Here is a 14,772-nt window from a genome sequence, read left to right on the forward strand (position 1 = left end):
GTTCACTCTGCTGGCTCTTTTTGTATTGTATGGATTCTCAAAAACTCTCTCCTTTCCTGTCAATAAACAGTATTTTTTCTTACTATTTCGGCTTCAGAGCAAGCCCAGTGAGTTTTATATGATATTGGAACACCAGTTAGCCCAGCAGATCGTCGACAGAACAATGGCGATTATCGGCAACAATATCAACGTAATGAATCATGCCGGTATCATTATTGGCAGTGGCGATACTCACCGAATCGGTCAGGTACACGATGGCGCACTGCTCGCTATCAAGCACGGGGACACCATTGAGCTTTCTGAAGACACCTGCCAGACCCTTAAAGGGGCAAAGCCCGGAATCAACCTTCTGCTGAAAAATCGCGGTGATGTTATTGGCATTGTCGGTATTACCGGTGATCCGGAAATGATTCGCGGCTATGCCAATCTGGTCAAAATGACCGCTGAAATGATCGTCGAGCAGGCTGCACTCATTGAACAGTTGCAGTGGGACAGGAGACATAAAGAAGAGTTTATTACCGCCTGGATCAAAGCCAAACTGAACTTTCAGGAGTTAAACAACTGGGCCTCCCGCCTGGAAATCGACCTGTCAAAACCCCGCATAGCCACTGTTATTGAGTTTTCATCGCAGAACCGGACCATCAACCAGCAAAAGATTCGTCAGGTGGTTGAACTGCTTGAATATCCGAAGAGGAATAATCTGGTGGCCGTACTTTCAATGAATGAAGTCGTCGTACTAAAACCATACCAGGATGGAGAAAACGAAGACTTTCAGAAAGCAGAAAGTAAACGAATTGACAGCCTGATTGATCGGCTTCATCAAAACGGCATCTACAACGTACATGTGGGGCTGGGTAAATACTTCTCAGAACCAGCAAAAATGCACCTCTCTTATGAGAGTGCAAAACAGACTATCGAGTTTGGTAAAAAGTTAAATCCGAAAAACAATAAGCACCTTTTTGAAAACCACCAGCTTCCAGTTCTTCTGGCGCCTTTAAACAGCACCTGGCAAGGTGAACAAATATGTACACCAATTCTAACGCTGATAAAGAAAGATAAATCCGGACAACTGATAAAAACGCTCAAAGCACTCTTTGAGCATAACGGCAACCTCAAAGACTGCGCTAACTCACTGTTTATTCACAGAAACACACTGCGATACCGCTTAGATAAAATCGAAGAGATCACAAAAATATCACCTCATCACTTCGCCGGACTGGCAGAACTCTATATCGCGATCCAGATCAGCAAAAACTCCTAACTTTTGTGCAAACGCACAAATTCGATATGAATTCTTATTGAAAATTTTGTCAATTCGCCCGAGGGAATTCTCTCTCGGACACAAGATAATAATTATGAAGTCTGAATCCGGTAGTTAATATCCTTCAGGCAAAAATAAAAAAATTATTAAAAATAGTCCTCACTAATATGGAGTGAAACATGAGTCTTATCCTGATCTTATTAGGTGTGATAGCGTTTATCGTACTCGCTACTGCCAAATTTAAGCTACACCCATTCCTTGCGCTAATCATTGCTGCATACCTGTCTGCTTTTGCCTATGGCCTGCCTTCCGCAACTATAGCGAAAACTATAGCAGGCGGCTTTGGTGGTATTCTTGGCTATATCGGTCTGGTAATCGTACTGGGTACTATCATTGGTATTATCCTTGAGAAAAGTGGTGCTGCGATCACCATGGCTGACAGTGTGATTAAAGTGCTCGGTGACCGATTCCCGACGCTGACTATGAGCATCATCGGCTACATCGTATCTGTTCCTGTTTTCTGTGACTCCGGCTACGTTATCCTCAACTCTTTAAAAGAGTCACTGGCAAAACGCCTTAACACCTCAAGCGTTGCGATGAGCGTAGCACTGGCTACCGGTCTGTATGCGACACACACCTTTGTTCCACCAACACCAGGACCGATTGCCGCAGCTGGTAACCTTGGCCTTGAGTCTAACCTTGGTCTTGTTATCGGTATCGGTATCTTCGTTGCTGCAACCGCTGCTATTGCCGGTATGCTATGGGCGAACCGCTTTAAAAATATCGACCCTGACAATGTAGAAGAAGGCGAAGAGCTGCATCAGGATTGGAAAAAACTGAAGGAAGGCTACGGTGAGCTGCCAACTGCAAGTCAGGCATTCGCACCAATCTTTGTGCCAATCCTGCTAATCTGCTTAGGCTCAATTGCAAACTTCCCAAGCGCCCCTCTTGGCAAAGGCATGCTGTTCGATATTCTGGTATTCTTCGGTAAGCCTCTGACTGCACTGATTATCGGCCTGTTCCTTTCAATCCGTCTGCTTAAAACAGAAAATAAAGTTGCTGAGTTCAGCGAACGTATCAGCCAGGGTATCACCTCTGCTGCACCTATCCTACTTATCACAGGTGCCGGTGGTGCATTCGGCGCGGTACTGAAAGCAACGCCTCTGGGTGAATACCTTGGTGCAACACTATCTGCTCTGGGTGTTGGTATCTTTATGCCATTTATTGTTGCTGCTGCACTTAAGTCTGCGCAGGGTTCATCAACCGTTGCTCTGGTAACCACCTCTGCACTTGTAGCTCCAATGCTGGCCCAGTTAGGTCTGGATACTGAAATGGGCCGAGTACTAACAGTAATGGCTATCGGTGCTGGTGCGATGACAGTATCGCACGCGAACGATAGCTTCTTCTGGGTAGTGTCTCAGTTCAGCCGTATGACAGTTGGTCTTGCTTACCGCGCACAAACCATGGCAACTCTGGTTCAGGGTGTCACCGCAATGACTCTGGTTTATATCCTAAGCCTTGTTCTTCTTTAATATCGTCTTAGCTGATTTCTGATCAGCTATCCTGCTCCCTGGCCACCCTCCCCGGCCAGGGGGTTCCTTCAAACAAACGAGACAAATCTATGAAAGTTGTTATAGCCCCCGACTCCTTTAAAGAGAGTCTGACAGCGAAAGAAGTGTGTCAGGCCATTGAAACCGGCCTGAGACGAGTCTGGAAAGATGCCGAATTTATTCATGTACCGGTTGCCGACGGTGGCGAAGGTACTGTTCAGTCACTGATTGACGCAACCGGTGGTCACCTTATTGAACTGAGTGTTACCGGGCCTTTAGGTAATCAGGTAGACGCTTTTTACGGCATGCTTGGAGATAAGAAAACTGCGGTTATTGAAATGGCTGCCGCCAGTGGTCTGCATCATGTTCCTGCGCAAAAACGCGACCCTAAAGTAACCACCAGCTATGGTACTGGTGAGCTGATTGAGCATGCGCTTGATAGCGGTGCGGAAAAGCTCATTATTGGCCTGGGTGGCAGTGCCACTAACGACGGTGGCATCGGTATGCTGAGTGCACTTGGCGTACGGTTTACTGATGCGCAAGGGCAGTGTGTATCACCTGATGGTGCCGGACTCAGTCAGATTGAAAATATCGATATATCACAGCTTGATAACCGTCTGAGCCAGACTGAAATTCTGGTTGCCTGTGATGTAGATAACCCGCTTTGTGGTGAACATGGTGCCTCTGCTACATTTGGTCCTCAGAAGGGAGCCAGTGAAGAAGATATCGTGTTACTGGACAATGGATTAAACCACTTCGGAAAACAGGTTAAGAGCATTCTTGATAAAGACATACTTACTGTTGCCGGTGCTGGTGCTGCCGGTGGAATGGGTGCGGCCCTGATTGGTTTTACATCTGCCAACCTCAAGGCAGGCATCGATATTGTGGTTGATACCGTTGAGCTGGGTGCTCAAATTGCAGGAAGCGATCTTGTTATTACCGGTGAAGGTCGTATTGACTGGCAAACCGCTCACGGCAAAACGCCTATGGGTGTTGCACGAGAAGCAGGCAAGCATTCAGTACCGGTTATCGCTCTGGCAGGCTGCGTCGGCGACAATTACCAGGCAGTTTACGATATCGGTATTCAGGCCGTTTTCGCTGCAACACCAAGAGCCATGGACTTACAGACGGCCTTTGATGAGTCTGAAACCAATCTGGCTAATCTGGCAGAAAATGTGGCCCGTATTTGGAGAAAATCCTGATAACTGCCTTATAAATCTCAGCTTTTCTTCCTACCTGCGTACAAGCCTTCTCCACTTTGGGGTAAGGCTTGTATTTATTTAGCCTCAAGACCAGTACTTTTCCTGCAATTTTTATTAACGTTTACACAAAAAATAACATATAGATAACAAGGTGTTATACATGCATTCAAATTTATGAGATCTACTACATTGCTATATTTTTACACTCATTGTTTAATACCCTAAGTAGTAAGAAATTTTGAGAATAATAAAACATGGCAACAATTAAAGATGTAGCTAAAGAAGCCGGTGTATCAGTAGCTACTGTATCCCGTGTTATCAATAAGTCCCCTAAAGCCAGCGCCGCTTCCATCGAGTCGGTAAAGAAAGCGATGAGAAAGCTGGGTTACAGACCAAATGCCAATGCACGGGCACTGGTCAGCCAGAGCACCAATACCGTTGGTGTTCTGGTTTCAGATGTATCCGACCCCTTTTTCGGTACTATGGTAAAAGCGGTGGATAATGTCGTTCAGGCCCACGGCAAACATATCCTTATCTGTAATGGTTACCACGACCCTAAGCTTGAAGAAGAGGCCATAGAGCTTCTGATCAACAGCCGTTGTGAATCTCTGGTTATTCACTCCAAGAGCCTTCCTGATCAAACCCTGATAGAGTATGCAAAGGAAGTGAAAGGGATGGTTATCATTAACCGCCATATTCCTGAGTTGGCGGATCGCTGTATTTCGCTGGATAACCGCAAAGGCTCCTATCTGGCAACGGAATTCCTTATCCGTCACGGCCATAAGAAGATTGCCCATATCTCCTCTTCTCATGCGATCGAAGACGTCGAGGAGCGTATCGAGGGTTACCTTTCAGCGATGAAAGATAACGGCCTTGAAGCTCCGAAAAGTTATATTGAGTACGGTGAACCAAACAGTGAAGGTGGTGAGGTTGCAGCAACGAACCTGCTGACTAAATCGATCCCTTTTACAGCCATCGTTGCTTATAACGACTATATGGCAGCCGGTGCGGTTTCAGTACTGGAAGAGAACGGAATTAATGTTCCACAGGAAATGTCGATCGTCGGATTCGATGATGGCTTAATCGCAAAATACGTTCATCCGAAACTGACAACCATCCGCTACCCAATTCAGCTGATGGCAGAAAAAGCGGCTAAGCTGTCCCTGCAACTGGCTCAGTCAGTTGAAACAGAAAAAGAAGCAAACCGCTTTTCTCCGACGATTGTCAGACGTAACTCTGTAGAAAAGTGTTAACAGATTTTAGGAGCTGGAACTATTTGTCAGCTCCTACCCTCTACCTCTATTTCGAACGGGACTGTACTAGTCGCTGATAAAGCCAGTCTTTCATCTCAGCGCGTTTCATTTTCAGATTGGTAAAGGACTCATCACTGGTGGGTACGCCATTTTGCTCGAGCTCAAAAAGCTCGTTATCGAGACGATTGTATTCATCGTTCACAGTACGAAACTCATCGTCGTTGATTACACAATTTCGCACTGTTTCGGCTAATTCTGGAAAATCTTTGTCCAGGCTATGGTGCTCTATCATTTTTCAAATCTCCATTTTGGTAAAACCTAAAAGATATATCGCTACCTCTCACTACAACGCAAACTTTCAGTTGGCTAAAACTGTTTTCATCCTGTTCGGATAAAACACGGATAATCTCCTAATTAATGTAGTTCATCGCCAGCGCGAAAAAGCAGACCTCGTTTTGATACTTGGAAATATACGGAGATTTTTTGGTTAAAAGCTGTATAGCTCACACTATTTTCAGACACTTGAGCATAGAAGAGCATTTAGTTTAGTTTGACTACTTTTATCATGTTTTTTTTCTTAGAATTCACTTATTGAAAATCCACCTGATTAGGTTCAATTACAATGAAAGCAAAACAAGCAGCAGACCTTTTTCACGGCAAGGAAGGTTTTAACTGTGCACAGGCAGTGTTAAAGGCGTTTCAGCCTGAATCCGGAATGTCTGACATGACCATATTATCCGCTCAGGTGGCTGGCGGCGGCCGTGCAAAAGGCGGTGTATGCGGTGCACTTTACGCCGCTCAGATCATTCTTGGTGAAGGCGAGCATTCCGAGCAGGTAAAATGTGGCTTTGTTGATGCCACAGGCTCAGCACTTTGCAGCGATATTAAACAGGATGAGTGTCAGTGCAGGGAACTGGTTAAAACCGCAGCTCAGTTAACCACCTGTCATCTGGATAAAATTGACCATGCTGATCCGGATTATGTGTTTGAAAGAGAGATTCGTGAAGTGGAAATGTTGCCGCAGAGTGTATGAAAGAGACTGTTCCTGCGGGTAAAGTCGGTCATCTCTGCCAGGGCAGATACCTAATTATTGCGCGCTGAATGGTTGACGAATTATTTATCGCTACAACGCGCAGAAAGTAGATCCCGGATAATTGCTATGCAATTTCCGGGATGACACAATTGAGGGCCGGGGCAATGTTGGCCCTAAAACTCAAACTGATACCGGGTGGTATAACTGTACTTTTCTCCCGGCTTCAGGAAACAGCTTTCCTGCTGCCATTCCGGGTGGTTTGGAGAGTCCGGTAAGAACTGAGTTTCTAAAGCAAGACCGGCATAGTCAGAGTACTCGCCCCCAGAACGGTTTGGTGTTCCTGCCAACCAGTTACCTGTGTACAGCTGCATTGCTGGCTTGTCAGTAAAGACCTTCAAAGAGACTGAGCCGTCTTTAAGCGCCACTTTGGCGGCATACTCTTGCGTGTCTCTGTCCGGGTTCAGCATAAAGGAGTGATCGTAGCCTTTTGCCGCTTCCTGTTGCTCATCGGTAAGAAAATCTGCAGCTACCTCTTTTGGCTGGCGGAAGTCAAAGCTGGTGTTAAATACCGCTTCAAGCTCACCCAGAGGAATACCCACTTCATTGGTCGGAAGATACTGCATTGCATCCACTTCCAGGATATGGCCCTTACACTCTTCACCAGACTCAGCACCAAGCAGGTTGAAATACGCATGGTTAGTCAGGTTAACCGGCGTAGTTTTATCTGTTTCAGCCTGATAGTGAATCTCCACCTGATTTTCATCAGTCAGGGTATAGGTAGCTGAAACCTTCAGCTCTCCCGGAAAGCCCTGATCACCATCTGCAGAAACGATTTCAAAAGTTACCGAGTTCTCAGCTTGCTTAACAATTTCCCAGCGGCGTTTATCCAGGCCTTCAGGTCCGCCATGCAGTGTATTTCCAGCCTGGTTAGTTTCCACCTGATAATACTGACCATCTATTTCAAACTGCCCTTTGGCGATACGGTTTGCATACCGGCCAACCGATACGCCCATATAAGCCGCTTGCTTATTAAAGTCCGCCATAGATGACACACCAAGCAAAACTTCTCTGCCATTTTCTTCCACCGGAAGCTTACAGCTAAGCCAGGTTGCTCCGATATCCATAAATGCAACTGACATACCGGAGCGATTTTCTAACCTTATAAGACGAGCAGGGCGGCCATCTTGGGCCGCCTCCTCCGTCATTGTCTTTTCTAATGTGTCAACCATGACGACAACCTTTTATTGTTTATAGTTCTTCCTCTAGACCTGCACCGTCTTTAGCCTGACAAACATAAATGGTTTCTTTCAGGCCGGTAGCAGCTTGGTACTTATCTTCAACTGCTTTAATAACATCGTCAACCATTGCTGGCGGAACCAGTGACACGACGCAACCACCAAAGCCGCCGCCAGTCATACGAACGCCGCCTTCATCGCCAATCACAGCTTTTACGATGTCCACAATAGTGTCTATCTCTTTTACTGTGATTTCGAAATCGTCACGCATAGAGACGTGTGATTCAGCCATCAGCTCACCCATACGCTTCATATCGCCGATTGCCAGCGCTTCAGCTGCCGCTTCAGTACGCATGTTTTCTGTGATTACGTGACGCGCACGTTTTGCTACCACAGCATCCAGCTCATCTTCACGCTCAATAAACTGCTCAACCGTCACATCACGCAGCGCTTTCACGCCAAAGATGCGCGCAGCTTCTTCACACTGCTCACGGCGAGTGTTGTATTCACTGTCAACCAGACCACGCTTCTTGTTCGAGTTGATAATCACAACGGACATATCTTCCGGCATTGAAACCGCTTTGGTTTCCAGCGAACGACAGTCGATAAGAAGAGCATGGTTCTCTTTACCTTCAGCAGAGATTAGCTGATCCATGATGCCGCAGTTACAGCCAACGAATTCGTTTTCTGCCTGCTGACCGTTCAGGGCGATTTCTGCCTGGCTGATATCCAGAGCGTAAAGCTCTTTGAAAGTCTGGCCAATAACCACTTCAAGCGCAGCTGAAGAGCTAAGACCTGCACCCTGAGGAACGTTGCCGCTAACAGAAATATCTGCACCGCCAAACTTGTAGCCACGGCCCTGAAGGCACTTAACCACACCACGGATGTAGTTAGCCCACATCTTGTCTTGCTGGAATTCAATCTCTTTCGTCAGATCAAACTCGTCGGTTGCATTGTCATAGTCAACAGAAACAAGGCGAACGATATTGTCATCGCGCTTTGCAGCAGCAACTACTGTCTGGTAGTTAATCGCACAAGGCAGAACAAAACCGTCATTGTAGTCTGTGTGTTCACCGATAAGGTTTACCCGGCCTGGTGCCTGGATGATATGAGTCGCGTCGTAGCCTAAAACCGTGCTAAATGACTGCTGAACGCTATTGGATAAAGTTGTCATAATTCTAGTCTCTTAGTATTTTCAGATTGGTTCACACACCACCGGCATGTGAACCTACCGGCAAATCAAAATAAATTATTCCTGCTCTTTGTAGTGAACGTCACTCAAATCGCGTAGTTTCTGTGCAGCCTGCTCTGCTGTCAGGTCGCGCTGTGATTCAGCAAGCATTTCGTAGCCCACCATAAACTTACGTACAGTGGCACTGCGAAGTAGCGGCGGATAGAAAAGCGCGTGTAGCTGCCAGTGATCAATATCAGTGCCCTCTTCAAAGAACGGCGCATAGTGCCAGCCCATTGAGTAAGGGAAAGAGCACTGGAACAGGTTGTCATAGCGGCTGGTCAGCTTTTTCATAGCAACAGCAAGATCATCACGCTGCTCGTCAGTCAGTTCACTCATACGGCGAATATGTGTTTTAGGCAGCAGCATGGTTTCAAACGGCCACGCAGCCCAGTAAGGAACAACAGCAATCCAGTGTTCAGTTTCAACAACCGTACGCTCGCCATCTTTCATTTCCGCCTGAACGTAATCAACCAGAAGGTTTGTACCGTACTTTTCGTAGTACTCTTTCAGGTTCTTCTCTTTGCGCTCAATCTCATTAGGCAGGAAGCTGTTTGCCCAGATTTGACCGTGCGGGTGAGGCTGAGAACAGCCCATGGTTTCACCCTTGTTCTCAAAGGCCTGAACCCAAAGGTACTCTTTACCCAACTCTTCAATCTGCTCATCCCAGGTATCAATAACACCACGGATTTTGTCTACCGGTAGTTCAGGAAGTGTTTTGCTGTGATCCGGAGAGAAACAGATAACACGGCTAAGCCCGCGAACACCCTGAGTTTTGAAAAGCGGATTGTCTGACTCAGGCGCATCCGGAGAATCTGTCATCAGCGCAGCAAAGTCATTGCTGAATACATAAGTTCCTTCGTAATCCGGGTTTTTGTCACCAGAGATACGGGTGTTACCGGCACACAGGAAACAGTTTTCGTCGTACGCTGGCAGCTCTTCCGTTGAAGGCTTTTCATCCTGACCACTCCACGGACGCTTAGCGCGGTGGGGAGAAACAAGAATCCACTGCCCTGTTAACGGGTTATAACGACGGTGCGGGTGATCAACAGGATCAAATTTGATATCAGACATAAACGCTCTCAAAAAATTTTTCAAACTCAGGCACTCACTCTGAGCGCCTGAAGAACAAGATTATTAGTAACCCTGCGGGTTTTTAGACTGCCAGTTCCAGGTATCGGCGGTCATTTCCATTACAGTACGGCTCGCTTTCCAGCCAAGGTCTTTTTCTGCTTTGGCTGTGCTTGCCCAGCACTCAGCAATATCACCCGGACGGCGAGGACAAAGTTCGTAAGGAACCGGCTTGCCACAGGCTTTGCCAAAGGCATCAACCATTTCCAGAACACTTGAACCGTTACCTGTACCCAGGTTGTAGATATGCAGGCCAGACTTTTTACCCACTGCATTCAGCGCAGCAATGTGGCCGTCAGCCAGGTCCATTACGTGGATGTAGTCACGAACACCTGTGCCATCCGGCGTTGGGTAGTCGTCTCCGAACACAGACAGTTTTTCACGACGGCCAACCGCGACCTGAGCAATAAACGGCATCAGGTTGTTTGGAATGCCCTGTGGATCTTCACCCATAGTGCCTGACGGGTGCGCACCTACCGGATTGAAGTAACGCAGAAGCGTAATGCTCCAGTCCTGCTGCGAGTCGTAGAAATCAGAAAGCACACATTCAACCATGTACTTGCTGCGGCCATACGGGTTCGTTGTTGCGCCTACCGGTGAATCTTCAGTGATTGGCACAGTTTCCGGATCGCCATAAACGGTTGCAGATGAGCTGAATACAATGCTCTTCACGCCGGCTTTGCGCATTGAGCGCGCCAGAACCAGTGAACCGTTTACATTGTTGTCATAATATTCAAGAGGTTTAGCTACCGATTCACCTACTGCTTTCAGACCTGCAAAGTGAATAACTGAGCTAATTTCATGCTCGCTGAAGATTTTATCCAGCATAGCTTCATCACGGATATCCCCTTCATAGAAGGCCGGACGGGTGTTGGTCAGTGCTTCAATACGGTCAAGCACCTCGGTTTTACTATTGCAAAGGTTGTCGATGATGATTGGTTCAATGCCCGCTTCAAGCATCTGCACACATGTGTGGCTACCGATATAGCCCATACCACCAGTAACTAAAACTTTCACATCTGCCTCTCTTTAGCGTTTTTCTGACGCTGATAAATTGAATCTACAAACCTGTGTCTGTTTATAGAAGTTGTAAGAAGTTTAAATCGTAAAAAACAATCTTGCTGTGATCAAACTCAAAATAGTGTAAACGTTTCCACGAATTTTCACACTAATCGGAAATTATTGCAAGCTTATGTAGGAAAAGGGGTGGAAGTCAGATATGGCGCAAAAATATCACTTTTAAGACCGATTACACCGGCTCTTTACGCCTTTGTTTACACTTTTACACAGCAGGGAAGGAGCTTATGACAGGACGAAAAAAAGCCGCACTACTCCCCCTTAAACCGAGTAGTGCGGCAAATTACCTTTCCCGGAGCATGCCTGATCTAGTAGTAAGTTAAGAATAAAGGCATGCTCTGCACGATTTGGGTTCAGGTAAAAACGGTTATAGCCCGTTGCTAAATCTTTTTAAAGTGAACCATTAATGCTGATTCAGGGTCGATGATCGGCAGTGTCAGACCAATCTCTTTCAGGTTGTCTCCGCTCAGTGTAAGCGTTTTATCCAGCCACTTAGGTCTCTGTTTCATCAGCTGGAAGCTGGTTCCCGGCATCTCTACCAGTTTCACCTCATAGGTCGCGCTGGTATCAACACAGCTGATTCTCAGCGGTGCAGGCAGTGCGTAGTCAGGCATAGCCAGCTGACAAACCGTGATCAGCACTTCTTCATCACTCATCACACCATAGATGTTCTGACGGTTGTCCGGCGAATCCAAGCGGAAGCCACGGCCGGAGTGCAGCAGATGACGGAACTGCTTATGCAGGCCAATGTAGTGGGCAAATGCTTTCTTCTCTTCCGCAGACTCTTTCACCGGGTCAAGCTCAACGCCCATATGACCACCAAGTGCTGTCATACCACGCATATTGATGTGGTGCATACGGCCTGTGGTGTGTGCTTCATCAGGACCAATGTGAGCGCCCATCACCTCCGGTGGGAAGAAGTAGCTCATGCCGCGCTGAATTGCCTGACGCTCAAGGGCATCGTTACAGTCAGAAGCCCAGAAACGGTGTGTACGCTTAAGGATTTCATAGTCGATACGACCGCCACCTGATGAACAGGACTCAATTTCCACTTCAGGGTGCGCTTCAAGCAGGCTGTCCAGAAGACGGTAAAGAGCTTTAGTCTGTCCGTGAACCGCAGGACGGCCTTCGTGACCCGGCTGAACCAGTTCACGGTTCATATCCCACTTCAGGTAAGCGATGTTGTACTGAGTCAGCAATGAGTTCAGACGCTCATACAGGTAAGCAAAACAGTCCGGATTCTGCAGATCCAGCAGATACTGCCAGCGGCCAGACGGCTGATGGTAACCTTTAAGCTCCAGTACCCAGTCAGGGTGGTTGCGGTATAGCATGGACTCTTTACTGATCATCTCTGGCTCAACCCAAAGACCGAACTCCATACCTGCATTGTTTACATGCGCAATCACAGGCTCCAGTCCATCCGGATATTTCTTCTCATCCAGATACCAGTCACCTAATGCTGTGCGCTCGCCGTCACGGCCCACAAACCAGCCATCATCAATGATAAAGCGTTCAACACCCATTTCAGCCGCTTCAGTTGCCATCTGCATGATGTAGTCAGGCTTGTGGTCAAAGTAGATACCTTCCCAGGTATTCAGGTGCACCGGACGCGGTTTATCTACAGGGAACTTAACAATATTGCTGCGGACAAAACGGTGGAAACGGTCAGAAATACCGTTCAGACCGGTCTCACTGTAACAGGCGTACAGCCATGGCGAAGTGTAACTTTCACCCGCTTCAAGAACCGCTTCACCAGAAAGCAGCAGTTCGCCAGCCTGGACAAAACGGCGGCCATCACTTTTCACGTCAGCGCGTAACTGGTGGTTACCACTCCAGCCCAGGTGGAAGCCCCACACATAACCGGACTGCTCATTAAAGTTGTCAGTACCAACCAATAATCCAGGGAAGTTTTCATGCGAGGTTCTGCCACGGCGGTTCTCCTGCATAAAGCCGCCATGAGTAAATGCCTGACGGTGAGTCTGGAACTCACGGCTCCAGCGGCCGTAGAAAGACATAATTTCGCTGGCATGACGAGGCAGAGGCAGAGTTGAAGAAAGCTTGGTCAGGTAGTACTCAGTTTCACCCTTGTTAATCACCTTAACTCTTTTCTTCACCACATCCGTTTCATAATCCAGCTGGATCTCTACTTCCAGCTCAAGCTTTGAAACATAATCAGCCAGATTAAAAGTAACACTACCTTCTGTCGCTTCCTGCTTAATCACTTCAAACACAGGTGCCCAGTCATAACCTACACGGTGACCTTCGATACCCGGGGCGTTAAAGTGACCGCTACCCAGCTCAGGACAAATAGAAAGAGGCACATCCACATCCAGTCTGGCCTGAGAGATCGGTCTTTCCGTTGACAGAAGAATATCTTCGTCAATCTGACCCACTTTAGCTCCCCAGTGCAGGATTTCTGGGATTCTGTCTGTTTTTAATATCAGGCTGCAGTTTTTACTGCGCAGATGAACTATCTCTTTCATTGTAGGAAACCTTGTTTGCGAAAACATTTAATAACGAGAATAATGCTCCCAAAGCGTAAAATTAACCAGACAAACCTGACAACAATGTGATCCATTACTCGTTAAAGACTCGCATTTGTGCCCTGCATCACACAAATGTTTTCGCAAACACTTAATGTTATGAGGTTCCAAATTTTATGTCTGATTAGTCAAAACTGCCAATGCGGTGATAAAATCAGCTCAGATTGTAGTTGTATTCACGGAAAACATGGATGAGCGTTACATTTAAAGAAGTTGCAGAACTGGCAGGCGTTTCCACTCAAACGGTTTCAAGAGTGACCAATGGCTCACAAAATGTGGCCGAAGACACCAGAAAAAGGGTAATGGCTGCGATAGAAGAGCTTGGCTATGTGCCGAATAAAGGTGCCCAGATGCTAAGCCGTGCAAAGGCAATGGTCATTGGACTGATCACATTGGATATCGGGCTGCACGGTGTCTCTCATATTGCCAGCGGAATTCGAAGCCAGGCTCAGGAGCGGGGCTACGGTATTTCTCTTAACGTGGTTGCCGTTCCAAGCTACGAAAATCTGGTCAGTTCCATTCGCGAACAGATTTCACAAAAAACCGAACATATTATTGTTGACCTCCCCGCCACCAAAGAAGATGCAGAAAAACTGGTGGAACAGTTTCCGGATATCAGCTTTGTCTTTATCGATGTTCCTCCGTCAACCAGAGTAAACAGGGTCAGTGCAAACCACTATGATGGTGCGATTACCGCAGCGAACCTGATGCTTAGCCAGAACAGAAGCAAGTTTGTTCTGATCACCGGCCCGGAAGACTCCACCGCTTCTCAGCTGCGACTTAAAGGCTGGAATGAGGCGCTTAAGCAAAACAGTGCCAAAGTTATTAAAAGGCTTGAGGGTAACTGGTTCTCCAGCAGTGGTTATCTGCACACCAGAGAACTGGTCGCCAGCGGAGTCGATTTTGATGCGGTACTGGTTGCTAATGATCAGATGGCACTGGGCGTACTGAGGGCTCTGGATGAGTTCGGTATTAAAGTGCCTGAGCAGGTTTCAGTGACCGGTTTTGATGATACGGAAGATTCCGCCTACTTCACCCCACCGCTGACAACCGTTCGTCAGGATTTTGTGGCTATCGGTAAACTGGCCGTTGAATTTGTGCTGGATGAAGAGAACAAATCCGGTCATAAGAAAGAACTGCTTACCACTGAGCTGGTTGAAAGGAAAAGCACCTCAGTTAAGCAGGATACAGATTACGATAAGAAAGAGATTCGCCGTCTGTTGAATCAGATTAATCAGTTGTTGCCGTAAGCCGCA

General features: G+C 47.1%; 12 protein-coding genes. 6 read left to right on the forward strand and 6 right to left on the reverse strand.

Annotation, left to right across the window (positions count from 1 at the left end; translation table 11 throughout):
- The first annotated feature begins 118 nt into the window (after window positions 1-118).
- The 4 genes from L3Q72_RS11455 to L3Q72_RS11470 all read left to right on the forward strand — a co-directional run bounded on the left by L3Q72_RS11455 (window position 119) and on the right by L3Q72_RS11470 (window position 5,266).
- The gene (locus L3Q72_RS11455) at window positions 119-1,261 is read left to right on the forward strand and encodes a sugar diacid recognition domain-containing protein (RefSeq protein WP_275130082.1); all 1,143 of its coding nucleotides are present in this window, start codon (window positions 119-121) and stop codon (window positions 1,259-1,261) included.
- A gap of 179 nt (window positions 1,262-1,440) precedes the next feature.
- On the forward strand, window positions 1,441-2,793 hold the full coding sequence (locus L3Q72_RS11460) for a GntP family permease (protein ID WP_275130083.1): 1,353 nt from the start codon (window positions 1,441-1,443) through the stop codon (window positions 2,791-2,793).
- Window positions 2,794-2,882: 89 nt separating this feature from the next.
- Complete coding sequence (locus L3Q72_RS11465) at window positions 2,883-4,013, forward strand: glycerate kinase (RefSeq protein ID WP_275130084.1); 1,131 nt, start codon at window positions 2,883-2,885, stop codon at window positions 4,011-4,013.
- A 254-nt stretch (window positions 4,014-4,267) separates the two neighbouring features.
- Complete coding sequence (locus tag L3Q72_RS11470; protein ID WP_275130085.1) at window positions 4,268-5,266, forward strand: substrate-binding domain-containing protein; 999 nt, start codon at window positions 4,268-4,270, stop codon at window positions 5,264-5,266.
- A 46-nt stretch (window positions 5,267-5,312) separates the two neighbouring features.
- On the opposite strand, the gene L3Q72_RS11475 is transcribed toward L3Q72_RS11470, so the two are convergent.
- Entirely contained in the window at window positions 5,313-5,558 is a 246-nt protein-coding gene (locus L3Q72_RS11475; RefSeq protein ID WP_275130086.1) for a DUF465 domain-containing protein, read from the reverse strand.
- Between the two features lie 330 nt (window positions 5,559-5,888).
- On the opposite strand from L3Q72_RS11475, the gene L3Q72_RS11480 reads away from it, so the two are divergent.
- Window positions 5,889-6,299: a C-GCAxxG-C-C family (seleno)protein gene (locus L3Q72_RS11480; protein ID WP_275130087.1), complete on the forward strand. Its 411-nt coding sequence runs from the start codon at window positions 5,889-5,891 to the stop codon at window positions 6,297-6,299.
- A gap of 173 nt (window positions 6,300-6,472) precedes the next feature.
- On the opposite strand, the gene galM is transcribed toward L3Q72_RS11480, so the two are convergent.
- The 5 genes from galM to L3Q72_RS11505 form a co-directional block, all read right to left on the reverse strand.
- Window positions 6,473-7,528 (reverse strand): galactose-1-epimerase, encoded by a 1,056-nt coding sequence (gene galM / locus L3Q72_RS11485; protein WP_275130088.1) that lies wholly within the window; start codon window positions 7,526-7,528, stop codon window positions 6,473-6,475.
- A gap of 19 nt (window positions 7,529-7,547) precedes the next feature.
- Window positions 7,548-8,708, reverse strand: a complete 1,161-nt coding sequence (gene galK / locus L3Q72_RS11490; protein ID WP_275130089.1) for a galactokinase — start codon at window positions 8,706-8,708, stop codon at window positions 7,548-7,550.
- Between the two features lie 75 nt (window positions 8,709-8,783).
- Complete coding sequence (locus tag L3Q72_RS11495) at window positions 8,784-9,839, reverse strand: UDP-glucose--hexose-1-phosphate uridylyltransferase (RefSeq protein ID WP_275130090.1); 1,056 nt, start codon at window positions 9,837-9,839, stop codon at window positions 8,784-8,786.
- Between the two features lie 63 nt (window positions 9,840-9,902).
- Window positions 9,903-10,913: a UDP-glucose 4-epimerase GalE gene (gene galE / locus L3Q72_RS11500; protein ID WP_275130091.1), complete on the reverse strand. Its 1,011-nt coding sequence runs from the start codon at window positions 10,911-10,913 to the stop codon at window positions 9,903-9,905.
- A gap of 440 nt (window positions 10,914-11,353) precedes the next feature.
- Window positions 11,354-13,456, reverse strand: a complete 2,103-nt coding sequence (locus tag L3Q72_RS11505) for an alpha-galactosidase (protein WP_275130092.1) — start codon at window positions 13,454-13,456, stop codon at window positions 11,354-11,356.
- A 251-nt stretch (window positions 13,457-13,707) separates the two neighbouring features.
- Between L3Q72_RS11505 and L3Q72_RS11510 the strand changes: the two genes are divergently transcribed.
- Window positions 13,708-14,766, forward strand: coding sequence for a LacI family DNA-binding transcriptional regulator (locus L3Q72_RS11510; RefSeq protein WP_275130093.1), 1,059 nt, complete (start codon window positions 13,708-13,710; stop codon window positions 14,764-14,766).
- Window positions 14,767-14,772 lie beyond the last annotated feature (6 nt).

The organism is Vibrio sp. JC009 (assembly GCF_029016485.1).
In the GTDB taxonomy this organism is placed as follows: Bacteria; Pseudomonadota; Gammaproteobacteria; order Enterobacterales; family Vibrionaceae; genus Vibrio.